The sequence below is a fragment of the Sphingomonas sp. S6 genome, from assembly GCF_043498045.1.
Lineage (GTDB): Bacteria > Pseudomonadota > Alphaproteobacteria > Sphingomonadales > Sphingomonadaceae > Sphingomonas.
This window is the reverse complement of record NZ_JBIEOE010000001.1, coordinates 627,838-652,015: the sequence shown is the minus strand read 5'-3', so window position 1 is coordinate 652,015 and position 24,178 is coordinate 627,838. Positions and strand designations below refer to the sequence as shown.

22 protein-coding genes are annotated in these 24,178 nt (G+C 66.5%); 7 read left to right on the top strand and 15 right to left on the bottom strand.

The window, feature by feature from the left end; translation table 11 throughout:
- Positions 1-39 precede the first annotated feature (39 nt).
- Entirely contained in the window at positions 40-306 is a 267-nt protein-coding gene (locus tag ACGVWT_RS02950) for a succinate dehydrogenase assembly factor 2 (protein ID WP_116461063.1), read from the bottom strand.
- Between the two features lie 72 nt (positions 307-378).
- Here ACGVWT_RS02950 and recG point away from each other — a divergent pair, with 72 nt between their 5' ends.
- Positions 379-2,430, top strand: coding sequence for an ATP-dependent DNA helicase RecG (gene recG, locus ACGVWT_RS02945; protein ID WP_315461125.1), 2,052 nt, complete (start codon positions 379-381; stop codon positions 2,428-2,430).
- Between the two features lie 11 nt (positions 2,431-2,441).
- Here recG and ACGVWT_RS02940 read toward each other — a convergent pair whose 3' ends face one another.
- The 4 genes from ACGVWT_RS02940 to serS form a co-directional block, all read right to left on the bottom strand.
- Complete coding sequence (locus ACGVWT_RS02940; protein WP_116461065.1) at positions 2,442-2,753, bottom strand: PilZ domain-containing protein; 312 nt, start codon at positions 2,751-2,753, stop codon at positions 2,442-2,444.
- A 79-nt stretch (positions 2,754-2,832) separates the two neighbouring features.
- The gene (tyrS, locus tag ACGVWT_RS02935) at positions 2,833-4,062 is read right to left on the bottom strand and encodes a tyrosine--tRNA ligase (RefSeq protein ID WP_315461126.1); all 1,230 of its coding nucleotides are present in this window, start codon (positions 4,060-4,062) and stop codon (positions 2,833-2,835) included.
- Positions 4,063-4,128: 66 nt separating this feature from the next.
- On the bottom strand, positions 4,129-5,265 hold the full coding sequence (locus tag ACGVWT_RS02930; RefSeq protein WP_315461127.1) for a M23 family metallopeptidase: 1,137 nt from the start codon (positions 5,263-5,265) through the stop codon (positions 4,129-4,131).
- 4 nt (positions 5,266-5,269) lie between these two features.
- Complete coding sequence (gene serS / locus ACGVWT_RS02925) at positions 5,270-6,550, bottom strand: serine--tRNA ligase (RefSeq protein ID WP_315461128.1); 1,281 nt, start codon at positions 6,548-6,550, stop codon at positions 5,270-5,272.
- Between the two features lie 111 nt (positions 6,551-6,661).
- On the opposite strand from serS, the gene ACGVWT_RS02920 reads away from it, so the two are divergent.
- Positions 6,662-7,093, top strand: a complete 432-nt coding sequence (locus ACGVWT_RS02920) for a host attachment family protein (RefSeq protein ID WP_116461069.1) — start codon at positions 6,662-6,664, stop codon at positions 7,091-7,093.
- Between the two features lie 76 nt (positions 7,094-7,169).
- Here the strand turns inward: ACGVWT_RS02920 and ACGVWT_RS02915 are convergent, their stop codons facing one another.
- The gene (locus tag ACGVWT_RS02915) at positions 7,170-8,111 is read right to left on the bottom strand and encodes a hypothetical protein (RefSeq protein WP_315461129.1); all 942 of its coding nucleotides are present in this window, start codon (positions 8,109-8,111) and stop codon (positions 7,170-7,172) included.
- A 437-nt stretch (positions 8,112-8,548) separates the two neighbouring features.
- Between ACGVWT_RS02915 and dksA the strand changes: the two genes are divergently transcribed.
- Both dksA and ACGVWT_RS02905 read left to right on the top strand, forming a co-directional pair.
- Positions 8,549-8,983: an RNA polymerase-binding protein DksA gene (gene dksA / locus ACGVWT_RS02910; RefSeq protein ID WP_116461071.1), complete on the top strand. Its 435-nt coding sequence runs from the start codon at positions 8,549-8,551 to the stop codon at positions 8,981-8,983.
- Between the two features lie 134 nt (positions 8,984-9,117).
- A complete protein-coding gene (locus ACGVWT_RS02905) occupies positions 9,118-9,441 on the top strand; it encodes a PilZ domain-containing protein (protein ID WP_315461130.1) in 324 nt (107 codons plus the stop codon).
- Between the two features lie 89 nt (positions 9,442-9,530).
- Here the strand turns inward: ACGVWT_RS02905 and ACGVWT_RS02900 are convergent, their stop codons facing one another.
- Complete coding sequence (locus tag ACGVWT_RS02900; protein ID WP_116461073.1) at positions 9,531-9,686, bottom strand: YdcH family protein; 156 nt, start codon at positions 9,684-9,686, stop codon at positions 9,531-9,533.
- Between the two features lie 181 nt (positions 9,687-9,867).
- Here ACGVWT_RS02900 and ACGVWT_RS02895 point away from each other — a divergent pair, with 181 nt between their 5' ends.
- A complete protein-coding gene (locus ACGVWT_RS02895) occupies positions 9,868-10,065 on the top strand; it encodes a YdcH family protein (protein WP_017978703.1) in 198 nt (65 codons plus the stop codon).
- Positions 10,066-10,152: 87 nt separating this feature from the next.
- Positions 10,153-10,611 carry a DUF1465 family protein gene (locus ACGVWT_RS02890; RefSeq protein ID WP_315461131.1) on the top strand — a complete coding sequence of 153 codons (459 nt, stop codon included), beginning with the start codon at positions 10,153-10,155 and terminating at the stop codon, positions 10,609-10,611.
- Positions 10,612-10,629: 18 nt separating this feature from the next.
- Here ACGVWT_RS02890 and ACGVWT_RS02885 read toward each other — a convergent pair whose 3' ends face one another.
- On the bottom strand, positions 10,630-11,589 hold the full coding sequence (locus ACGVWT_RS02885) for a nitronate monooxygenase family protein (protein WP_315461132.1): 960 nt from the start codon (positions 11,587-11,589) through the stop codon (positions 10,630-10,632).
- 131 nt (positions 11,590-11,720) lie between these two features.
- Between ACGVWT_RS02885 and ACGVWT_RS02880 the strand changes: the two genes are divergently transcribed.
- Positions 11,721-14,306, top strand: coding sequence for a M1 family metallopeptidase (locus ACGVWT_RS02880; protein WP_315461133.1), 2,586 nt, complete (start codon positions 11,721-11,723; stop codon positions 14,304-14,306).
- A gap of 259 nt (positions 14,307-14,565) precedes the next feature.
- Here the strand turns inward: ACGVWT_RS02880 and paoC are convergent, their stop codons facing one another.
- From paoC to ACGVWT_RS02845, 7 genes are all read right to left on the bottom strand, one after another.
- The gene (paoC, locus tag ACGVWT_RS02875) at positions 14,566-16,785 is read right to left on the bottom strand and encodes an aldehyde oxidoreductase molybdenum-binding subunit PaoC (RefSeq protein WP_315461134.1); all 2,220 of its coding nucleotides are present in this window, start codon (positions 16,783-16,785) and stop codon (positions 14,566-14,568) included.
- Positions 16,782-17,744 (bottom strand): xanthine dehydrogenase family protein subunit M, encoded by a 963-nt coding sequence (locus ACGVWT_RS02870; protein ID WP_315461135.1) that lies wholly within the window; start codon positions 17,742-17,744, stop codon positions 16,782-16,784. The genes paoC and ACGVWT_RS02870 overlap by 4 nt, the downstream gene beginning before the upstream one ends.
- The gene (paoA, locus tag ACGVWT_RS02865; protein ID WP_043059001.1) at positions 17,741-18,376 is read right to left on the bottom strand and encodes an aldehyde dehydrogenase iron-sulfur subunit PaoA; all 636 of its coding nucleotides are present in this window, start codon (positions 18,374-18,376) and stop codon (positions 17,741-17,743) included. The genes ACGVWT_RS02870 and paoA overlap by 4 nt, the downstream gene beginning before the upstream one ends.
- Positions 18,377-18,558: 182 nt before the next feature.
- Positions 18,559-19,875, bottom strand: coding sequence for an OmpP1/FadL family transporter (locus ACGVWT_RS02860; protein ID WP_315461136.1), 1,317 nt, complete (start codon positions 19,873-19,875; stop codon positions 18,559-18,561).
- Positions 19,876-19,919: 44 nt separating this feature from the next.
- Positions 19,920-20,336: a DUF2147 domain-containing protein gene (locus ACGVWT_RS02855; protein ID WP_017978711.1), complete on the bottom strand. Its 417-nt coding sequence runs from the start codon at positions 20,334-20,336 to the stop codon at positions 19,920-19,922.
- Between the two features lie 323 nt (positions 20,337-20,659).
- Complete coding sequence (locus tag ACGVWT_RS02850) at positions 20,660-22,978, bottom strand: 3-hydroxyacyl-CoA dehydrogenase NAD-binding domain-containing protein (protein WP_315461137.1); 2,319 nt, start codon at positions 22,976-22,978, stop codon at positions 20,660-20,662.
- A gap of 1 nt (position 22,979) precedes the next feature.
- A complete protein-coding gene (locus ACGVWT_RS02845; RefSeq protein ID WP_315461138.1) occupies positions 22,980-24,116 on the bottom strand; it encodes a thiolase family protein in 1,137 nt (378 codons plus the stop codon).
- Positions 24,117-24,178: the final 62 nt, after the last annotated feature.

Sequence of the window (24,178 nt, the reverse complement as noted above, 5' to 3'; positions counted from 1 at the left end):
CCGGGGTGACGAAGGGTGTGGGGCGAGCTCAGCCCGCTCTCACTCCGCCACCGGCACGTAGCTCAGCGAGCGCATCTGGGTCATCATGTCGCCCTCCCATTCCGGCGGGCAGGGCATCGATCCGATCGCCCAGGCCATGATATCGACGTCCTGTTCCTCCAGCAGCGCCTCGAACCAGTCGAGCTGTTCCGGTGTCCACCCCGCGCCATGCGTATCGAAGAAGCCGCCGATCATCAGATCCGCCTCTTTCGTGCCGCGATGCCAGGCGCGGAATTTCAGGCGCTTCAACCGGGTGGCGTGATCCATAGGTCATCCAATACGAACAGCCCGGCGGATGCTGACGGCATCGGTCGGGTAGGCTAGAGGGGTCATGTAGTCATGCGTCCCGCCATCCTCAATCCGCTGTTCGCCGAGGTCACCGCGCTGAAAGGCGTCGGGCCTGCGCTCGCCAAGCCGCTCGACCGGCTGGGGCTGGAGCGCGTCGTCGATGTCGCCTTTCATTTGCCGAGCGGCTGGATCGATCGCCTGCCGCGCGAGGAGCTGGACGTCGCCGACGCCGGTCGCATCATCGCGATCACGCTGACCCCGCGCGACTACCGCACCAGCACCGGGCGTGGCCCGACACGCGTGCAGGCGACCGATGCGAAGGGCAATTACGTCTCTCTCGTCTATTTCGGCGGGTCGTCGGGCTGGGTGAAGAAGCTGCTGCCGCTGAACGAGCCGCGCCGCGTGTCGGGCAAGCTCGAAAGCTACGGCGAGACGCTCCAGATCATCCACCCGGATCTGGGCGAACCCGACGAACCGTTCCGCGAACGCGAGGCGATCTATCCGCTGTCCGAGGGGATGACATCCCGCCGCCTTGCCGGTTTCGCCGCGCAGGCGATCGAGCGGGCGCCCGAACTGCCCGAATGGATCGACCCCAGCCTGAAGGCGAAGCGCGGCTGGCCCGACTGGCGCGACGCGCTCGCCCGCATCCATGCCGACCCGGCCGACAAGATGGCGCGCGAGCGCCTGGCCTATGACGAGATCTTCGCCAACCAGCTCGCAATGACGCTGGTCCGTGCCGACACGCGCAAGCGGCGGGGCAGGGCGCTCGTCGGCGACCATCGCCTGCGTGACCAGCTGCGGCTGCCCTACAGCCCGACCGGCGCGCAATCGCGCAGCATCGCGGAGATCGAGGGGGACCTTGCCCAGACCGCGCCGATGCTGCGGCTGCTGCAAGGCGATGTCGGATCGGGCAAGACGCTGGTCGCGGCGATGAGCCTGCTGATCGCGGTCGAGGCGGGAGCGCAGGGCGCGATGCTCGCTCCCACCGAGATTCTCGCGCGGCAGCATTACGAGACGCTGCGCAAATTGCTGTCCGGCGTCGACGTGAACATCGCCGTCCTGACGGGCCGCGACAAGGGCCGCGCGCGCGAGGCGACGCTGATGGCGCTGGCGAGCGGCGAGATCGACATCCTCGTCGGCACGCATGCGATCTTCCAGGAGGCCGTCGGCTATCGCGACCTCGCGCTGGTGATAGTGGACGAACAGCATCGGTTCGGCGTCGCCGAGCGTATGATGCTGCAAGCCAAGGGCAAGGCGCCGCCGCACCTGCTCGCGATGACCGCGACGCCGATCCCGCGCACGCTGACGCTGGCCCAGTACGGTGAGATGGACGTCAGCCGATTGGACGAAATGCCGCCGGGGCGCGAACCGATCGAAACCCGCGTCGTGTCCGAGGATCGACTGGACGAGGTGGTCAATGCGATCGGCCGCCATATCTCCGATGGCGGTCAGGCCTATTGGGTGTGCCCTTTGGTCGAGGAGAGCGAGAAGAGCGACCTCGCCGCCGCCGAGATGCGCGCCGAATCGCTGCGGGCGCGCTTCGGGGACAAGATTGGGGTCGTCCATGGCCGGATGAAGCCGCCCGAGAAGGACGCGGTGATGGAGGCGTTCGCGGGCAACCGCCTAAGCGTTCTCGTCGCGACGACGGTGATCGAGGTGGGGGTCGACGTGCCGAACGCGACGCTGATCGTGATCGAACATGCCGATCGCTTCGGCCTTGCGCAGCTCCACCAGTTGCGTGGACGCGTCGGGCGTGGCGGCGGGCTGTCGCGCTGCCTGCTGCTGCGGGGGAGCGCGCTCAGCGAGACATCGCGCGCGCGGCTCGCGCTGATGCGCGAAACGAACGACGGCTTCCGCATCGCCGAGGAAGATTTGCGCCTGCGCGGGGGCGGCGAACTGCTCGGCACGCGTCAGTCGGGTGAGGTAACGTTTCGTCTGGCGCTGCCTGAGATGCTGAGCGATTTGCTGCACTGCGCGCAGGATGACGCCCGGTTGCTCATCGATCGCGACGGCGGGCTAGAGGGACCACGAGGACAGGCGGCGCGGATCGCATTGTATCTGTTCGATCGCGACGCCGGCGTGGCGCTGCTGCGATCGGGGTGAAGGCGCAGACCTCAGCCCTGCATCGCGCCCAGGACGGCGTGATATTGGTTGACCGGTATCGCCTTTTCGAACTGGCAGCCGATCCGGCCACCAAGCGCCCAGCGCACGGCCGCCTGCATCTCGCCGACCACGGGAAGCGTCACCCGCAGCCATTCGCCCACGCTCACCTCCGCATCGCTGCGGATCATTACGCCCTGCGGCGACAGGTTCACCGCCAGCACCGATAGCGTCCGACGATCGGTCAGCACGGCGCGACAGCGATGATGCACCTCGTCGCGCGGCTCGGCACGGCCGTCGATCGGGTGGGACAAGGCTTGCGACATGGCCGATACTCCTCACACCCCGGACGTGGCCGTCACCATTCCGGACTGAAGCGATAGAAGAGTAACCGTTTACGCTTGATTACTGTTCCCGAACGAGCAAGCCATGGTTCTTCTTGCCCGCGGACAGGCGGACAGGTTCCTCGCCGACATCGATCATCAGCGCCTCGTCGCTCACCTTGTCGGTGCCGATACGGGCGCCGCCGCCGGCGATCAGGCGGCGCGCTTCGCCCTTCGACTTGGCGAAGCCCAGCGCGATCAGCGCCTCGACGACGTTGATCGATCCGCCTGTGACCGTGACGCTGGGCAGCGCCGCGCCGCTGGCGCCTTCCTCGAACGTGCGGCGGGCGGTCTCCGCCGCGTCCTCGGCGGCAGCGCGACCGCGGCACATCGCCGTCGCTTCGTTGGCAAGCACCTTCTTGGCTTCGTTGATCTCGGCGCCTTCCAACGCCTCCAGCCGGGCGATCTCGTCGAGCGGCAGGTCGGTGAACAGGCGCAGGAAGCGGCCGACGTCGCGATCGTCGGTGTTGCGCCAGAATTGCCAGTAATCGAAATGCGGCAGCTGGTCCTCATGCAACCACACCGCGCCCGCGACGGTCTTGCCCATCTTCTCACCCGAGGCGGTCGTCAGCAGCGGGGTGGTGACGCCGAACACCTCCGTGCCGTCCATGCGGCGGGCGAGTTCGATCCCGTTGACGATATTGCCCCATTGGTCGCTGCCGCCCATCTGCAGCCGCACGCCGCAGCGGCGCGACAGCTCCATGAAGTCATAGGCTTGCAGGATCATGTAGTTGAATTCGAGGAAGGACAGCGACTGTTCGCGGTCCAGCCGCAGCTTCACCGAATCGAAGCTGAGCATCCGGTTGACCGAGAAATGCTGGCCGACGTCGCGCAGGAAGGGGATGTACTCCAGCGCATCGAGCCATTCGGCATTGTCGAGCATGATCGCATCGGTCGGGCCGTCACCGAAGGTGAGGAAGCGTTCGAAGATCCGCTTGATCGATGCGACATTGGCCTGGATCCCGTCCTCGGCGAGCAGCTTGCGCGCCTCGTCCTTGAAGCTGGGGTCGCCGATCTTGCCGGTGCCGCCGCCCATCAGCACGACGGGCTTGTGCCCGGTCTGTTGCAGCCGGCGCAGCAGCATGATCTGTACCAGGCTGCCGACGTGCAGCGACGGTGCGGTCGGATCGAAGCCGATATAGCCCGGCACGACCTGCTTCGCCGCGAGCGCATCGAGCGCGGACGCATCGGTGAGCTGGTGGAGGTAGCCGCGGGTCGCGAGCGTGTTCAGCAGATCGGACTGGTAGGTCATGGCGCGCGGTTAGCAAGCCGAAGGCCGTACGTCACCCTGTCCCATTCGGCGCGACGGAATCGCGCGTTACCGCCCCGACAGCTGGCTCAGCGGATCGACCGGCGTACGCCCCTTGCGCAGCTCGAAATGCACCTCGGGGCGGTCGGCAAGGCCGGTGTCACCCGACAGCGCGATCGTCTGTCCCCGCTTCACGCTCTGGCCACGCTGGACGAGCAGCTTGCTCGCGTGGCCATAGACGCTGGTCCAGCCGCCGCCGTGCTTGATGATGATCAGGCCGCCCAGCGCCGCGATCCCGTCGCCGGCATAAGCGACGACGCCGTCTGCGCTCGCATGGATCGCCGTGCCTACCGGCACCGCGATCTTGATCCCGTCGTTACGCTCGCCACTCCGGCCGGGGCCGAAGCGGCGGACGACCTGACCGTCGACCGGCCATACGAAACCGCCCTGTAGCCGTGCGGGCGCCGCGACGACCTCCGTCGGCGGTAGCACGCGGCGCGGGTTGGCGACGGGCCGCGCCGGCGCCTGACGGGGGGCGGGCGTCGGCTCGCCGCCGGTCAGGATGTCGTCGATGTCGAGACGGAAAGCGGCGGCGCGCTCGGCGAGGCTGGGCGCCTGTGTGGGATCGCCGGGGATCAGGATCCGCTGGCCGGCCCGCAGGATATAGGGTTCTTCCAGCGCATTGGCGGCGACGATCCGGGACCACTCGATGCCATAGGCGCGGGCGATGGCGATGCCCGTCTCGCCCTGTCGCACCAGATGATAACGGCCGCCCGGAATGGTGAGCATCTGCCCCGTCTGCACCGCGAAGGGCGGTTCGAGCGTGTTGGCGCGGGCGATCGCCTCCGCACTGGCGCCGGTGCGCTCGGCGATACGGCGCAACGTGTCCCCCGGGGCGACGGTATAGCTCTGGGTCGCGACCACCTTCGCGTCCGGCGTGACAGGCCGCGCTTCCCATGCAGGGCGCGCGGTGGTGGGCATGGCCACCTGGCGCGAGGGAGGGGGCATCTCCTCGCGCAAGGGTTGCGGTCTGTCCTGCTCGGGATAGCGCGGGGCGGGTTCGAGCGGCGGGTAAGCGGCGGCCGAAGGATAAGCGGGGCGGGGCGGCGGCGGGGCTTCGGTCGAGATGTCGTCGACGCTCGGTATACACGCCGACAGCATCAGCCCGGCGAGCGCTACTCCCGTGACGGTCCGACCCCGCGCCATCCGATCAGCCTTGCGGTTCGAGCCGGTCGAGCCCGCGCAGATAGGGTTGCAGCACCGTCGGCACGACGACCGATCCGTCCGCCTGCTGGTAGTTTTCCAGCACCGCGACCAGCGTACGCCCGACCGCAAGGCCGGACCCGTTGAGCGTGTGGACGAAGCGCGGGGCCTTCTCGCCCTCCGCCCGGTAGCGTGTGTTCATCCGCCGCGCCTGGAAATCGCCGGTGTTGGAGCAGGACGAAATCTCGCGCCACGCCTGCTGACCCGGCAGCCAGACTTCGAGGTCGAAGGTCTTGCGCGCGCCGAAGCCCATGTCGCCGGTGCAGAGCAGGATGCGCCGATAGGGCAGGTCGAGTGCCTCCAGCACGCTCTCCGCGCAGCGGGTCATGCGCTCATGCTCAACGTCGCTGTCCTCGGGACGGCAGATGCTGACGAGCTCGACCTTCTCGAACTGGTGCTGGCGGATGAACCCGCGCGTGTCGCGCCCGGCGGCGCCCGCCTCGCTGCGGAAGCACAACGTATGCGCGGTCAGGCGCATCGGTTCGGCGAGCGTGTCGAGGATCTGGCCCATGACCGATGCGGTCAGGCTGACCTCGGCGGTCGGGATCAGCCAGCGGCCATCGGTGGTGCGGAAGGAATCCTCCGCAAACTTGGGCAGCTTGTCCGTGCCGTACATCGCCGGGTCGTTGACCAGCACAGGCGGGTTGCACTCGATGTAGCCATTGTCGGCGGTCTGATGATCGAGCATGAACTGGGCGAGCGCCCGGTGCAGCCGCGCCATTTGCCCGCGCAGGAAGGTGAAGCGCGCGCCCGACAGATCGGCACCCGTCTTGAAGTCCATGCCCAGCGCCGGACCGATGTCGGCATGTTCGCGCGGCGTGAAATTGAACGCCCGCGGGGTTCCCCAGCGCTTCTGTTCGACGTTGCCGGCTTCGTCCTCGCCGTCGGGGACGTCCCCGGCGGGCAGGTTGGGAATGGCCGCCAGCGCGCGATCCAGCGCCAGGCCCGCTTCGGCATCGGCGGCTTCGAGAGCGGGCAACGCCTCTTTCAGCGCCGCGACCTCGGCCATCAGTGCCTGCGCGCGCGCTTCGTCCTTCTGTGCCTTGGCCTGACCGATGCCCTTCGACAGCTCGTTCCGGCGGGTCTGCGCATCCTGGGCGGCGGCGATCGCGGCGCGGCGGGCATCGTCCAGCGCGATGAGGTCGGCGGACTGGGGGGCAGCACCCCGGCGGGCGAGGGCGGCGTCGAAGGCGGCGGGATCGTCCCGGATGGCGCGGATGTCGTGCATGGCGCGGCTATGCCCCGCCGCGGGCTGAGCGGCAACCCGGCAGCGCCGCGCGGCAACCCGCCCGCCTCGCCTGCGTTGAGCAGGGGATAGCAACGATCAGGAGAAGCCCCGATGCAGGTCCCTCACAATGCCTTCGTGCTCGTCGCCGACGGTCGCAAGGCGCTGTTCTTCCGCAACGAGGGCGATGCGGACTATCCCAATCTTCAGGTCGAGCACGCCGAGGAAAAGGTGAACCCGGCCGATCGCGACCAGAAGACCGATGCCGCGGGCCAGGCCTCCTCGACGCAAGGCGGCACGATGGGCGAGACGGACTTCCACCAGCAGGAAGAGGATCGTTTCGCCGCCGAGACCGCCGATATGCTGAAGCGCCGCGCGCTGGCCAACGATTTCGAATCGCTGATCATCATCGCCCCGCCTAAGACGCTGGGCGAGCTTCGCAAACATTATCATAAAGAGGTCAGCAATCGGCTTGCGGGTGAGCTGGCCAAGGACCTGACCGGCCACCCGGTGCCGGATATAGAACAGGCGCTGCGGTCGGCCTGACGAACGGCGCAACAAAAAAGGGGCTGCCGAGCGATCACTCGGCAGCCCCTTTTTTGTTTCGGAATTGATCCCCGGGTCAGGCCGCTTGCGGCTTGGCGAAGCGCTTGCGCGCGACGAGGGCGGCGGCGGCGGCGCCGAACAGCAGCACCATCGGCGGGGCGGGCACCGGTGCGGGTGGGCCGCCCGACGATCCGGTCGAACCCGGCGGCGGCGGGGGCGGCGGCGGTCCGCCGGTGGAGCTCCAGCCCTTCGAGCTCGAACCATATTGGCCCTGACCTTGCCCTTGGCCCTGGCCTTGCCCCTGTCCTTGACCCTGGTTTTGCCCCTGACCTTGGTTCTGGCCTTGGCCCTGATTTTGGCTCTGGTTGTTGTTGTTATTATTGTTGTTGTTGTTTTCGTTGTAATTCTGGTTGGTGTTATTGTTCTGGTTGTTGTTGTTATTGTTGTTCTGATTGTCGACGACGACGTTCGCGCCGCCCGTGGAGCTGCTGGTCGACGAACTGCTCGATACGTTACCCGACGAGCTGCTCGACACGTTGCCGGACGACGAGGAGCTGCTGGACGAACTGGTCGAGCTCGACCCGCCGCTGGACGTCGACGAAATGACGATGCTGCCCGACGAGCCGGACGATCCGCCGCCAAAGAAGCCGCCCCCGAAGAAGCCACCGCCGCCGCCACCCCAGCCGCCGCTGCCGCCGACGACCACCGGCACACCGCCACCGCCGCCGGTCACGAAGCCTTCGGACGCGGGCAGGGGCACCGGCACCGGCGCAGCCTGGCTGGCGACCGTCACCACGGCTGGTGCGCAGGCGGCGGTGGTCGTCGTGGTCACCACGCGCCGGCGCACGGCCTTGCGCTGGACCGCGGCGACCTGCCGATGTGCGACCACCCGCTTCTTGACCTGTTTGGTGTAGACGGGGCGGCTGGGACGTTCGGCGACGTGTACGGCGCCACCGCCGATCAACGCACCGCCACAGGCGCATGCGCACAATTTCGCCAAAGCCATCCGTACGGACATCGGGTCTCTCTTTCATTGCCGGTCCCTGCGGCCCGGATCGTCCTGTCGCAGCAACGGATTGCCGCATATGCCATTCAACGCAAAACAAACCGTTAAGTGCAAGTTTGTTAACCAGCAATTCGCTGCTTTTGCAGTGCTTCACCGACATTGCACCATCTGATTCGCGGTTAACGTACCAGAGTGAAACAGCGGCGGGCTTCGAGATCGCGCAGAGACCGTAACGCAGCTTAGTCGCTGACTTGCAACCGTTCTGGTCCCATTCGCAATAAAAGTTCGTGTTTGCGATCGATTCGGCAACTCGCGTCGCTTGTGGTTCCGTTCAGCCGCGATTATAGGCGCCTCACCAATATGGGGGCGGTCCCGGGTTCAATTTCAGGGACCGGAGGGAGAGTGGCATGGCAACGCACGTAAGCCGCGTACACGACAGGAGTGCCGACATGTTGCCTGCGAACGACGCCGGCGACTGGAGCGACGATGGTTATCGGCCTAGCCCCGATGAGCCGTTCATGAATCTTCGTCAGCAGACTTATTTCCGTAATAAGTTGCTGCGGTGGAAGGACGCGATCCTGCAGGACGCAGCCGGAACGCTGAACCAGCTGCAGCTCGATTCGCTGCGCGAAGCCGATCTGACCGATCGCGCGTCGAGCGAGACGGACTGGTCGATCGAACTGCGCACCCGCGATCGCCAGCGCAAGCTGGTGTCGAAGATCGACGCCGCTATCCGCCGCATCGACGAGGGCGAATACGGTTATTGCGAAGTGACCGGCGAGCCGATCAGCCTGGGCCGGCTGGAGGCGCGGCCGATCGCGACGATGACGCTGGAGGCGCAGGAACGCCACGAGCGCAACGAAAAGATCTCGCGCGAGGATTGATCGTTCGCCGGCCGTCGCGCTGCGATGGGCCGGCGTTTACGTTCTGGTAAGATTCGGGGCGGCATGCGGTGGGAGTTTCCCGGCCGATCATGACGAGGGCACCGGATATGGATAGCCTCTTCCACGCGTCTTCCATGGCAACCGACGATGCCGGGCCTGTCGACGGCGGCGTCGTTCCGCCGCGCCATCCACCCCGCGAAAGCCTGTTGCTGACGGCGCGGCTGTGGCTCCACGGCGATTACTGCGATCGCGAGGTTCGCATGCGCAACCTGTCGCCGGGCGGGGTGATGGTCGATTGTAGCGCGGTGCGCGAGCCGGGTTCGCTGGTGCGGCTCGAGATGCCGGGCCTTCGAACGGTCGCGGGCAAGGTTGCGTGGTGTACCGCGGGACGGATGGGAATCGCGTTCGAATCCCCGATCGATCCGGCTCTGGTTCGCGTCGGGGCGGCTGCAGACTAGGTTTTGCTGGCGAGGGGCTGCTCACAATTGGGTATCGCCCCCTGCAAAAAGCCCCTCCGGGTTGGGGAGGGGCTGAATGGCGTCAGGCTCTACAGGCCCGAAAGCTCTTCCTTCAACTTCAACTTTTGGCGCTTCAGGTCGGTGAGGATCGCGGAGTTGGGCATCGGGCGGTGGGCTTCGTCGGCGATGCGGCGGTCGAGCGCGGCATGCTTGGTTTCCAGTGCCTGTTGATGCGTCGTCTGCATTTCGGTGTACCTCCTGATGCATGCGTGTTGGGGGACTGAGTAAACCATCGAACGTCCTAAAAGTCGTCACCGAAAATGGTTGAACGCGATTAGTCGAGGGGCATGATGCGACGACTTGGGTTGGTCGTCCGGCTGCGCTAGGGGCAAAGCGGGCCGCAGGGTGGTGGCAGGGGGTTTTACCATGGACGACGCGCAGATCATCGCCCGCCTGGAACAGCTGCGCACCGAACATCGCGACTTAGACGCGGCGATCACCGCGCTCGGCGCCAGCGCGACGCCCGATCAATTGCAGCTCGCCCGGCTGAAGAAGCGAAAGCTGCGGCTGCGCGACGAGATCGCCCTGTGCGAAGACCAGCTGATCCCGGACATCATCGCCTGAGCCGCCGGTCGTGCTTTTCCGATTTGGCACAGGATCGACCACAACGGCCGCTGGGCAGGCGGCGCGCGCTATGTCACCGGTGAACGCATGACTGGCAGCCGTTCCGAATCACGCATCCATCGCCGCCTGATCGATTCGCTCTATACGGAGGCGATGCTGCTGGCGGACGAAGCACGCAGCTATTTCGACGAGACGGGGCGGCTGGAGCGGGAAGCGCTCGACCCGCTGATCCGCGTCGGCTTTTCATGTGAGTCGTTGAAGGTGACGACGCGGCTGATGCACGTCATCGCCTGGCTGCTGACGCAGCGCGCGATCGATGCAGGCGAGATGCAGCCGCGCGACGCGCTCGATGGAAACCGGCGGCTGGGCCACGCGCCGCAGTTCGACGCGGATCTCGTCGCTGCGTTGCCGCAGCGCGCCCGTGCGCTGGTGGAGGCAAGCGCGAACCTGCACCGCCGGGTCGGTCATCTAGACGCGGCACAAGTGGAGCAGATCGCACCAAGTCCGGTCCAGCGCCTGCACGATCGGCTGGCGCTGGCCTTCTAAACGCAACGCGGTGCCGGATCAGCCGGCGATCCGCGCCTTTGCCGCCGCATATTGGCGTGCGAAGCGGTCGACGCGGTCGGCGACGCTTTCCACCGCATCGACCACGCCGATGCCCTGGCCCGACCCCCAGATATCGCGCCAGGCCTTCGCCTTCGATCCGTTGTTGCCGCCGAAATTCATCGTCTTGAGATCGCCCTCGGGCAGATGATCGGGGTCCAGCCCCGCCGCTTCGATCGAGCTGCGCAGGTAATTGCCGTGCACGCCGGTGAACAGGTTCGAATAGACGATGTCGGCCGCCTTGCTCGCGACGATCGACGCTTTGTAGTCGGGCGCGGCATTCGCCTCGGTCGTGGCAATGAAGGGCGAGCCGATATAGGCGAAGTCGGCACCCATCGCCTGCGCTGCCAGGATCGCACCGCCGGTCGCGATCGACCCCGACAAGGCCAGCGGTCCATCGAACCACTGGCGGATTTCCTGGATGATCGCGAAGGGGGACAGCCGCCCGGCATGGCCGCCGGCACCGGCCGCGACCGCGATCAGCCCATCCGCACCCTTTTCGATCGCCTTGCGCGCGAAGCGATCGTCGATGACGTCGTGCAGCGTGATGCCACCCCAGCCATGCACCGCGGTATTGAGGTCCTCACGCGCGCCCAATGAGGTGATGACGATCGGCACCTGCCACTTGGCGCAGGTGGCAAGGTCCGCTTCCAGACGGTCGTTGGATTTGTGGACGATCTGGTTGACGGCAAACGGCGCGGCGGGACGATCCGGATGCGCACGATTATGCGCGGCAAGCTCTTCGGTGATCTGGTGCAGCCATTCGTCCAGCAACGCCTGCGGCCGGGCATTGAGCGCCGGAAACGAGCCGACGATCCCCGCCTTGCACTGCGCGATCACGAGTTCCGGCCCGGAAATGATGAACAACGGCGAACCGATAACGGGCAGGCGCAGGCGGTCGAACAGCGTGGGCGTCGTCATGGTCGGGCGGCTCCTCTTCTTATGATCGGTTGTCTAGCGAAACCTATCCGCCTGTCCAGCACGACGGCGCTTGCGGCGCGCCGACAAAGGCGTCAGACGGGACGTAACATTGTATCCGGAGTTACCAGTCCATGAAACTCGCCGTCGCCGCCGCTCTCGCGATGACCGTCTCTGCGCCTGCGCTCGCCGCGGGCAGCCTGCCGACCGATGTGGTGCCCGTCCTGTATGATATCGCCGTGACGCCGAATGCGCAGGCGATGACCTTCACCGGCACCGAAACGGTCACCGTCGACGTGAAGGCAGCGACCCGCACGATTACGCTCAACGCCGCCGATCTGGACGTCACGTCGGCGACGGTCGACGGCAAGGCCGTGCGCTTCGCGCTCGACAAGGACAAGCAGCAGCTGGTGCTGACGCTGCCCGCCGCCGCGACCGTCGGCCGCCACACCGTCGGCTTCGCATGGAGCGGCAAGATCAACCAGTCCGCCGCCGGCCTGTTCGCGATCGATTATACCAACCAGGACGGGTCGAAGGCGCGCATGCTCGCGACCCAGTTCGAGGCGCCCGACGCCCGCCGCTTCGCGCCGATGTGGGACGAGCCGGCATTCAAGGCGAAGTTCAAGCTGAAGGCGGTGGTGCCGGCGGGGCAGCTCGGCATTTCCAACATGCCGGCGACGTCGGTGACGCGCCAGGCGAACGGCACGCAGCTGTACAGCTTTGCCGAAACGCCGGTGATGTCGAGCTACCTCCTGTACCTCGGCATGGGTGACCTGGATCGCAAGACGGTGCAGGCGGGCAACGTCGAGATCGGCGTCGTGACGCGTCGCGGCGTCGCGGACCAGGGCGACTACGCGCTGGCGCAGGCCAAGCGGTTGCTCGGCTATTACAACAGCTATTTCGGCACGCCCTATCCGCTGCCGAAGATGGACATGATCGCCGGCCCCGGCTCCAGCCAGTTCTTCGGCGCGATGGAAAATTGGGGCGCGATCTTCTACTTCGAACCCGAACTGCTGTTCGATCCCAAGCGCGCCACCGAAAGCGGCCGTCAGCGCATCTTTACCGTCGTCGCGCACGAAATGGCGCACCAATGGTTCGGCGACCTCGTCACCATGCGCTGGTGGGACGATCTGTGGCTCAACGAGGGCTTCGCGTCGTGGATGGAGAACAAGTCCGCCGCCGATCTGAACCCGGACTGGAAGGCGGAAGCCGGCGCCGTCATGAGCGACCGCGAGGCGGCGATGAGCATCGACGCAACCTCGGCCACGCACCCGATCATCCGCAAGATCGAGACGGTCGACCAGATCGGCGAGGCGTTCGACGGCATCACCTACATGAAGGGGCAGGCCGTGATCGGCATGCTCGAATCGACGCTGGGTCCGGACAAGTTCCGCGACGGCATCCGCCGCTACATGGCGAAATACAAATACGGCAACACCGTCACCGAACAGTTGTGGGCGGAACTGTCCGCCGCGGCGGGGCAGCCCGTCGCGGAGATCGCACACGGCTACACGCTGCAGGGCGGCGTGCCGCTGGTAACGCTGTCGAACGCGCAATGCGTCGGCGGCATGACGCAGGCGACGGTGGCGCAGGGCCGTTTCGGCTTGGATGAAGCATCGAAGACGCCGCAGACGTGGCAGGTGCCGATGGTCGTCGGCACCCTCGGCGGCGGTGAGACGCGCACCATCGTCACCGGCCCATCGACCAAGGTCAGCGTCAAGGGCTGCGGCACGCTCGTGCTGAACCAGGGCAAGGGCAGCTATACGCGCGTGATGTACGATCAGCCGGCGCACGACGCCCTGGTGCGCGATTATACGCGGCTGGAGCTGAAGGATCGCCTCGGCACGCTTGCCGACGATTATGCGCTGGCGGCAGGGGGATATCAGGACCTGTCGCGCTTCTTCGCGCTGATGGGCCGGGTAGGCGAGGGCGCCGATCCGCTCGAATGGCAGCTGGTGTCGGGGCGCCTCGGCAGCCTTGCCGGGCTGTATGAGGGCACGCCGCTGGAGACGGCGCTGCGCAATCGCACGGTCGCGATCCTCGGCCCCGTTCTGCGGCGGATCGGCATGACGGCGCAGCCGGGTGAGTCGCCGCTGGTGACGAACCTGCGCGAATCGCTCGTCTATCGCCTCGGCGCGGCGGGTGACGGCCAGGTGCTCTCGCAGGCGCGTAGCTATGTCGCGCAGCTCAAGACCAACCCGACGGCGATCCCGCCCGCCATTCGCGCGCCGGTCCTGTCGACCTTCGCCACTTATGCGACACCTGCCGACTGGGATGCGCTGCTCGCGCTGACGCAGGCGGAAACCAATCCGGTCGCCAAGAACCGGTATGTCTCGCTGCTGGGCGCGGCGGAGGACGATGCCGTCGCGAGCCGTGCGCTGGCCCTGCTCAAGACCGACACGTTCACCGCCCCGCAAAAGGCGGCGTTGCTGCGGGCGATCTCCGGCAGCCACCCGGATATGGCGTTCGACTGGGCAGTGGCGAACCACACGCTGGTCGACGGCTTCATCGAGGAAAGCAGCCGGTCGGGCTTTATCGTCGGTCTGGGCGGTGGCTCGTCCGACCCCAAGATGCCGGGCAAGATCGAAAGCTTCGCGCAGACGCTGCCCGAAACGTCGCGTGCGCCGGCGCGTCGCGTGATCTCGGGCATCGCGGTGCGCAAGGCGGCCGCGGAACGCCTGCGCCCGGCAGTGGAGACGTGGCTGAAGTCGGGTAAGTAAGCCGCAGCCGGCCCGGTTGTCTCTCCCGTACAAGGCGTGGTTCCAGCGAAAGCTGGGGCCTCCCGCGGCTCTTAAGTTGCGCTGAAACCGGGGAGATGCCAGCCCTTGCTGGGATTACGTCTTATTCGAGGCGGATGGATTACGTTCCAGGGAAAGCGTTCATTCCAGCCGTCATTGCGAGCGCTGCGAAGCGATCCAGAGCCGGATCACGACGCCCTGGATTGCTTCGCTGTGCTCGCAATGACGATGATAACCGTTCTTACGCCACCTTCGCCATGCCACCGATGATCTTGTCGAGCGTGATGGGATATTCCCGCACGCGCACGCCGGTCGCGTTATAGATCGCATTGGCGATCGCCGCGCCGACGCCGCATAGGCCGAGTTCGCCGACGCCCTTCGCCTTCATCGGCGACGTCGTCGGATCGGTTTCGTCTAGGAACACCACTTCCTGGTGCGGGATGTCGGCGTGGACCGGCACCTCGTAACTCGCCAGGTCGTGGTTGACGAAGAAGCCGAACCTTTTGTCGACGGCGAGTTCCTCCATTAGCGCCGCTCCCACGCCCATCGTCATCGCGCCGATCACCTGGCTGCGCGCGGACTTGGGGTTGAGGATACGCCCCGCCGCGCACACCGCCAGCATGCGGCGGACGCGGATTTCGCCGGTATAGGCGTCGACGCCGACCTCGACGAAATGCCCGGCGAAGGTCGACTGCTGCACCTTCTTGGCGAGGTCGCCGAATTCGATACTGTCTTCGGCAGACAGACCTGCATCGCCTGCAGCCTGACCCAGCGGCACGCTGCGATTGCCCGAGCGGACCTTGCCGTCCTCGAAGACGACGTCAGCCGAGTTGAAGCCGAGCTTTTGCGCAACGGCGTCGCGCAGCTTGACGCAGGCGGCATAGACGCCCGCGGTCGAGCTGTTCGCGCCCCATTGTCCGCCCGATCCGGCGGCGGCAGGGAAGTCGCTGTCGCCGAGCAACACGCGAACCTTGTCGATCGGCACGCCCATCATCTCGGCAGCCGTCTGTGCGATGATCGTATAGCTGCCGGTGCCGATATCGGTCATGTCGGTCGCGACCGTGACCATGCCCTTGGCATCGATGCCGACGCGTGCGCCTGACTTCATGTTGATGTTGTTGCGGAAGCCCGACGCGACGCCCATGCCGACCAGCCAGCGGCCGTCCCGCACCGCGCGCGGCTTGGCCTGACGCCGGCTCCAGCCGAAGCGATCGGCACCCATCTGAAGGCACTGCACCAGCTGGCGCTGCGAGAATTTGCGTTCCGGCTTTTCGGGATCGACCTGCGTATCGTTCGCGATGCGGAAGGCGACCGGGTCCATGCCCAGCTTTTCCGCCATTTCGTCCATCGCGACCTCGAGCGCCATCAGCCCCGGTGCCTCGCCTGGTGCGCGCATCGCATTGCCTTCGGGCAGGTCGAGCACCGCAAGGCGCATCGACGTCAGCCGGTTGGCGCCCGCATACAGCAGCTTGGTCTGCGCCACCGCCGTTTCCGGGCCACCGCCGGGCAGATCACCCGAACCGCTTTCGTGGGCGATCGCGACGAGCTTGCCGTCCTTGCCCGCGCCCAGCCGGATGCGCTGGCGCGTCGCGGGGCGGTGCGTGGTGTTGTTCGCCATCAACGGCCGTTGCAACGCGACCTTCACCGGCCGCCCCGCCGCCTTCGCACCCAGCGCCGCAAGGATCGCATCGGCGCGCACGAACAGCTTCCCGCCGAACCCGCCGCCGATATAGGGCGAGATCAGCCGGACGTTCTGTTTCGGAATCCCCAGCGTCTTGGCGACGTCGCCCTTGCCCCAGGCGATCATCTGGTTCGACGTCCACAGCGTCAGCCTGTCGCCATTCCATGCCGCGGTGCTGGCATGCGGCTCCATCATCATATGGCTCTGGTCGGGCGTCTCGTAGTGCGCGTCGAGCGTCACGGGGGCCGCGGCGAACGCCTTGTCGAAATCGCCGACACGGTCGACGGGCGGTGCGGCGCTGCCTTCGCCGCTGCTGTCACCTTTCAGGGGCGCCGTCTTGAGCGCGCTGTCGAGGTCGAAGCGACCCTTGCCGCGCGCATAATCGACGCGGATCAGGCCCGCGGCGGCGCGCGCCTGTTCGAACGTCTCGGCAACCACGAGCGCGATCGCCTGATGATAATGGTCGACCGCCGGACCGCCGAGCAGCTTGGCGGTATTCATGTCGCCCTTGCCGAGCGGACCGGCCGTGTCCGCGGTGACGATCGCCAGCACGCCCGGCGCGGCCTTGGCGGCGCTCAGGTCCATGCTGCTGATCCGGCCCTTGCCGATGCCGGCGCCGACGACGTAGCCATAGGCGGCGTTCGGGGCGACGTCATGACGCTCATAGGCGTACCGCGCCGTGCCGGTGGTCTTGTACTTGCCGTCGATACGATCGGTCGGCTTGCCGATGACCTTCAGCTGGTCGATCGGGTTGGTGCCCGCAGGCTGATCGAACTTCACGCGGCGCTCCTGCTTTTGGCTTGGGCCATCACACCGGCGAGCGTGCGCTCGACCAGCGGCACCTTAAAGGCATTGTCGGCGGTGGGGCGTGCGCCGGCGAGCAGGCGGCTGGCCACCGCCTTCGCCCCCTGCGGCATGGCGGCATCCGCCTCGGGCGTGCGCCACGGTTTGGGCGCGATGCCACCGATCGCGGCGCGACCGGTGCCGTCGGGCTGGATCACCGCGGCGACCGACACCAGCGCATAGGCGTAGGAAGCGCGGTCCCGCACCTTATGATAGATGTGCGTGCCACCGAGCGGCTTGGGCAGCGTCACCGCCGTGATCAGCTCCCCTGGCTGCAGCGCCGTTTCGATATGCGGCGTGTCGCCCCACAAGCGATGGAAATCGGCGATCGGGATCGAGCGCGTCGTGCCCGACGGCTGCACCGTCTCGACGCTCGCGTCGAGCAGCCGCATCGCCACCGCCATGTCGCCGGGATAGGTCGCAACGCACGCATCGCTGGTGCCAATGATGCCGAGCTGCCGGCTGTAACCACCGATCGCCGCACAGCCCGATCCGGGCTTACGCTTATTACAGGGCTGGTTGGTGTCGTAGAAATAGGGGCAACGGGTACGCTGCAACAGGTTGCCCGCGGTGGTCGCCTTGTTGCGCAGCTGCCCGCTGGCGCCCGCAACGATCGCGCGGGTCAGGACGCCGTAATCGCGGCGGACGCGCGCGTCCGCCGCGAGATCAGTGTTGCGTACGAGCGCGCCGATGCGCAGCCCGCCATCGTCGGTCGGCTCGATCCGGTCGAGCTTCAACCGATTGACGTCGACCAGATGGACCGGCTCCTCGATCTGCAGCTTCATCAGGTCGAGAAGGTTGGTGCCGCCCGCGATGAATTTGGCACCGGGGCGCGCGGCCACGGCCTGGGCGGCGGCGGCGGGCGTGTCGGCGCGCTCGTAGGTGAAGGCCTTCATGCTTTGGCTCCCGCGACGTCCCGCATCGCGTCGATGATGTTCGAATAGGCGCCGCAGCGGCAGATGTTGCCGCTCATCCGTTCGCGCATTTCCTCCGCCGTCAGCGCAGGAGCGCCGGCGACGTCGTCCTGCACATGGCTCGGGACGCCACGCTTGATCTCGTCGAGCACCGCGACCGCCGAGCAGATCTGGCCTGGGGTGCAATAGCCGCACTGATAGCCGTCATGCTTGACGAACGCCGCCTGCATCGGATGCAGCTTGTCAGGCGTACCGAGCCCTTCGATCGTCGTGATCTCGTCGCCATCGTGCATGACCGCGAGGCTGAGGCAGCTGTTGATGCGTCGCCCATCGACCAGCACCGTGCAGGCTCCGCACTGGCCGTGGTCGCAACCCTTCTTCGTGCCGGTCAGCTTCCAGTGCTCGCGGAGCGCATCGAGCAAGGTGGTTCGCGTGTCGAGTGCGACCTGGCTTGTCCGTCCGTTCACCTTCAGCGTCACGGGCATCGTCGGCGGGGCGGGGCGTTCGTCGAGAGGCACCGCTGCCGCCTCAGTGGGCATGGCGGTCGCCGCCGCACCGATCGCCCCGCTCGCGAGCACGCCGCGGCGAGACATGGACAGTTCGTAATCGCTCATCAAAGGCCCCTTGATGCATCTGACATACCGACGTTTTCGACGCGGTGTACGCCACTGACGGGGTAGGCCTTATCGTTTCGACGCAGCGCAAAGCAAACCCTTGTTAGAAGTACGCAAAGAAACGGGTCCAGGTTCCAACGGAACCCGGACCCGCAACGTTTTGATGTAGATAAGTGGCGGGATCAGAAGCCGATATGTGCGCCCGCCGACAGAACGACCGCATGGGCATCGCGCAGAGTGCCGCGGGTCAGGATGTTGGTCTGTGCCGCGGTGCCGACATAGGCCGCGGTCTGACGGTCGATCGTCGTGTCTTCGAAATCGACATAGTTTGCAGCCAGATCGAAGCCGAACTTCGGAGTCACCTGGAAGGTGCCGCCGACGCCATAGTTCCAGCGGTTCGAATCCGGCACGCGCGCGTCGCGCAGGCCGTCCTGCGTCGGGGTCAGCGCGCGCTGCACGCCCGCCCGAACCGTCAGGCTGGGCGAGACGGCATAGTCGACGCCACCCGCCAGGCTGTAGCTGTCACGATAGTTTTCGGGCAGCGCGGTATTGAGCGGCGCGCCGAGGCGGATCGCGTCGAACTTGCTCCAATTGTAGCGCACGGCCTGACCGTTCAGCGTCAGCGCCGGGGTCACCTTGATGCGCGCGCCGACGATCGTCTGTGCGGGCGTGTAGAAGCTCGCCTGCACGCCCGTCAGCGTGCGGTTCTGGCCGGCAAGCGGGCCGACGAGGCCGGCGACGGTGAGGTCGCCCGTCAGCGTATGCTCGATGCGCGACTTATAGCTGATGCCGATGGTCGCCCAGTCGTTGTGCATCTGGACGCCCGCGGTCCAGCCGATGTCCCAGCCCTTGCCTTCCAGCTTCTGCGAGCCGTCGGCCGTAGTGGTCAGGTTGGGCAGAGCGTTGCCCAGGCTGGCGTAGACGTGCTCGACGTTGGCACCGCCGCCGACGCGCAGCCAGTCGGTCAGCGCCACGGCGATCGACGGCTGGATGTCGATCGTCATCAGCTTGGTGCGGGTCGCGCTGTAGCGGGTCCAGCTGTTGTTGTCGTAATCCGTGGTGAAGCTATAGGGCGACGTCACCGCGAGGCCAAATGCGACCGGACCGAACGGCAGCGCGATCGCGCCGGACGGCAGCAGGCCCTTGTCGATCGGGTTGCGCGCTTCCTGCGCACCGCCGACGGGCTGGTAGTTGGCCGGATTGGCGCACGACACGCCGGCCGGGCGGCACACCACGGTGCCGTTGTTGACGACGCGACCGCGCGGCAGGATGCCCGACGCGTTGATCGCCGCCTCGCCGCGCTCCATCCCTGCGATCGATGCTGGGTTCCACCACAGCGACTGCGGGCCGGTATCGGCGACTTCACCCGAGAAGGCACGACCGGCGCCACGCGCCGACTGCTCCTGCAGGTAAAACGCCTGGGCGTGGGCCACCGAGGCGAAACCGAACGAGCCGAGGACGGCAGTGGCGAGCAATGAAGTCTTGATACGCAGGGACATGAGCGGTCTTCCTTAAGCTTACTGGTAAGTCGAAACGGGTCGGATCAGCGCACGCGCGTCCAGGTCTGCGTCTTGCAGAGCGGCACGAACACGCAGCCACGCACCTTCAGAGTGTTGGCGTCGACGGGCGTCACCTTCGCCTTGTACGTCTTGCCGTCGTCGGGGTTGTAGATCTTGCCGCCGCTCCAGGCATCGCCATCCGCGGTGAAGCCGCTGATCAACAGCAGACCCTTCAGCAGGCGACCGCGCTGCGCCGGATCCTGATTGTTGACGTCCTTCAGATCGGGCTGCTGGCGGAGCAGTTCGGACGAGATCAGCCGGCCGCAGATCGACGCACCACAGCGCTGGATTTCGACGATGCCGTTGCGCGTTTCGGTCTTCCACCGGCCCAGCGCGACGTCGGGGGTGGGTGCGGGCGCAGGGGCGGCGGCCAGCAGCGCGCCAATCAACATCAGGGACATGGTCAATTCTCCTCTCCCGGATGGACGCGAACGGCCGCGCCCATCGAACAAGCCGTTCTAGCCTTGCGCCGTATCTGTACGGTCGCATTGTGGCGCCGCGGAGGCCGCCCGATGCCGGGCAATAACCTATTGGCGAGCCAGATGCCGTTTACGGCAATCTGATGCCCGCCTAACCCCGGGGCGCGGTGTGTCAAGGGTGATGACGTAAACCGCGGTGCTTCAAGCATCTTTTCGTACGGATGGCACCGGATCGTGCCGACCGCCATGCACCCGGGCGGTTCCAGGTCTGGCATTCGCAAGCCATGGACCCGCCCGGGGCATCGTCAGTTGCGCAGCGGCTTCCCCGTGGTCAGCATCTGCTGCACGCGCGCCTGCGTCCGCGGATCGCGCACGGCCTCCATGAACGCCGCACGCTCCAGCGTCAGCAGATCATCTTCCTGCACGGTATCGACCAGATCGGCTTCGCCGCCGGTCAGAACTGTCGCGAGCCGGCCCGAGACGACCTCGTCATATTCGGTCGCCATGCCCTTCTTGCGGAAGCCGTCGACGACACCGGCGATGCCGGTGCGGCCGCTTTCGCCCGGCAGGCGGAAGGTTGGCTTTTCGGGCGCCTTATAGCCGTCGACGAGGCTGAGCGCCTTGGCCTTGGCGTCGGCGAGCAGACGGTCGCGATTCATCGTGATGCCGTCGCTGACTTTAAGGAACATCATCTCCTTCGCGAGCGCGGCCGACTTGGACACCTGCGCCGTCGAGATCGTCTCGAACGCCTTAGCCACCGCCGGCATCGGCCCGCGCGGCATCATCGGCGCCTTGGCGAGTCGATCGAGCAGCTCGCCGTTGCCGCCCCAGCCGGGCAGCAGGCCGACGCCGCACTCGACCAGACCGATGTAGCTTTCGGCATGCGCCTGCACCGCATCGGCGTGGAGCACGACCTCGCAACCCCCGCCCAGCGCCATGCCGGCCGGTGCCGCCACGACGGGGAAGGGGGCGTATTTCAGCGCCTTCAGCGCCTGCTGCCCGCCGGCGATCAGCTTCTCGATCTCGCCCCACATGCCCGCGGCCACGGCGAACATCGCCATGCCCAAGTTGGCGCCGGCCGAGAAGTTCGAGCCTTCGTTATAGATCACCAGCGCCTTGAAGCGCTCCTGCACCAGCGGGATGGCCTGCTGAATCAGGGTCATGATCTCGCCGTCGAGCGCGTTCATCTTGGTGGTGAACTCGAGTGCCGCGACGCCGTCGCCGACATCCCAGAGTGCCGCCGAGCCATTCTTGAGAAGCGGCTCGGACCGCAGCTTGATGTCTTCGAGCAGCAGCACGCCATCGCCGCGGACGACGTCATGATAGTCGCCATCCGTGCCCAGGAACTGGCGCTTGCCGTCGACGACGCGATAGAAGCTGCGGTCGCCGGCCGTCTCGAGGATCGCCGGGACGCTGCGCCCCTCGTCGCGCAAGCGCTGCGCGAAGGTAGCGGCACCGATCCGGTCGAGCAGCTCGAACGGGCCGAACTTCCAATTGTAGCCCAGCTTCATCGCGTCATCGATCGCGACGATGTCGTCCGCGGCTTCGCCGACCAGCATCGCCGCATAGGACAAGGTCTTGCCCAGGATTTCCCAGGCATAGTCGCCGACCTTGCCCGGCGTCGCGATCAGCGCGCCCAGATCCTTTTCCGCCTTGGGCGGTAGCGGGGTGGGCTTCTGGCCACCGCGATACTCGCCCGTCGCGAGATCGAGCGCCAGCTTGGTCTTGGTGACCTTGTCGAAACGGTAGAAGCCGCCCTTGCCTTTACGGCCGGTAAAGCCATCCGCGATCATCTTGTCGACCAGCGGCATCGGACGAACGGTGTCGAAATAAGGGTCGCCCTGCGGCAGCGTGGACGACAGGCTCTTCGACAGCAACGGCATCAAATCGACGCCGACGAGGTCGACGAGGCCGAAGATCCCGGTCTTGGGCACGCCCATCGGCCGGCCGCCGATCTGATCGGCTTCCTCGACCGTCAGCCCCTGATCCATCGCCGCGTTGATCGCGACGGCGAGCCAATAGGTGCCGATGCGGTTGGCGATGAAGCCCGGCGTGTCCTTGGCGCGGACGATTCGCTTGCCCATGAAGCGGTCGACGAAGTCCTCGACCTTTTCGGCCACAGCGGCGTCCGTATGGTCACCGCGCACGATCTCGATCAGCCGCATGTAGCGCGGCGGATTGAAGAAATGGGTGATCAGGAAGTCGGCCTTGAACTGGTCAGAGCGCCCGTCGACCAGATGGCCGAGCGGGATGGTCGACGTGTTCGAGCTGACCGCGGTGCCGGGGCGCTTGAGCGCCTCGAGCTTGGCGTAGAGCGCCTGCTTGATGTCGAGCCGTTCGACGATCGCCTCGACGATCCAGTCGCACTCGGCGACACGGTCGAGGTGGTCGTCGATATTGCCGGTCTCGACCAGCTTCGCCGCACCCTTCGACATGAAGGGCGCGGGTTCGGTCTTCAGCATCTTGGCGACCGCATTCTTGGCCACCGCGTCGCGATCGTCACCCGCCTTGGGGACGATATCGAGCAGCAGCACCGGGATGCCTGCGTTGGCTACCTGTGCGGCGATGCCGGCGCCCATGACGCCCGCCCCGATCACGCACACCTTTTTGATGGATTCGCTCATGTTATGCGCGCTCCAGCACCGTGGCGATGCCCTGGCCGCCGCCGATGCACTGGGTGGCGAGCGCGTACTTGCCGCCCTCGCGCTCCAGCAGCGCCGCCGCCTTGCCGACGATGCGCGCGCCGGTCGCGCCGAGCGGGTGGCCGATCGCGATCGCACCGCCGTCGAGGTTGATCGTGTCGTCCTTCAGGCCGAGGTCGCGGATGCAGGCGATCGCCTGGCTGGCGAATGCCTCGTTGATCTCGACGACGTCGAGGTCGCCGACCGACACGCCCGCGCGCGCCAGCGCCTTCTGCGAGGCGCTGATCGGACCCAGACCCATCGTCTCGGGCTCGATGCCCGACACGCCGACCGCCTTGATGCGGGCGAGGATCTTGAGGCCGTGCTTGGTCGCGAACTCTTCCGACGTCACGAGAACCGCGCTCGCGCCATCCGTCAGCGGCGACGAGGTGCCGGCGGTGACTGAGCCATCTTGGCTGAACGCGGGCTTCAGGCCGCCGAGCGCTTCGACGGTGGTGTCGGGGCGGATCGTGCCGTCTTCACTGACCGTGCCGGCCTTGGTCTGGATCGGCACGATCTCATCGCTGAGCCGGCCATCGGCGCGCGCCGCTGCGGCCTTCTGCTGGCTCTTCACCGCGAACGCATCCTGTTCGCCGCGGGTGATCTGATATTTGGTCGCGACGTTCTCCGCCGTGTCGCCCATGCCCATGTACGCGCCGGCATTCTTCTTCGCGAGGACGGGATTGGGCAGCGGGTTGTAGCCGCCCATCGGCACGCGGCTCATCGATTCGAGGCCGGCGCAGATGAACGCCTCGCCCGCACCGATCTGGATCTGGCCCATTGCGATATGGATCGCGCTCATCGACGATCCGCAGAAGCGGTTCACCGTCATCCCCCCGACCGACAACGGCAGATCGGCCAGCAACCCGATCATCCGTGCGACGTTAAGACCCTGTTCGCCTTCGGGGAAAGCGCAGCCAAGGATGATGTCCTCGATCTCTGCGGCGTCGACGCCGGTCTTTTCGATCAGGCCGCGAATCGTCTGCGCGGCAAGATCGTCGGGACGGACCCGGGCGAGGGCGCCCTTGCCGGCGAGGTGGAATGGCGAGCGCGCATAACCGGCGATGACGACGTTGGTCATGAAATCCTCTCTTTGGCAGGCATCGGGATGCAAGGGCAGACTTGCGTGATGCCGTATAGGTG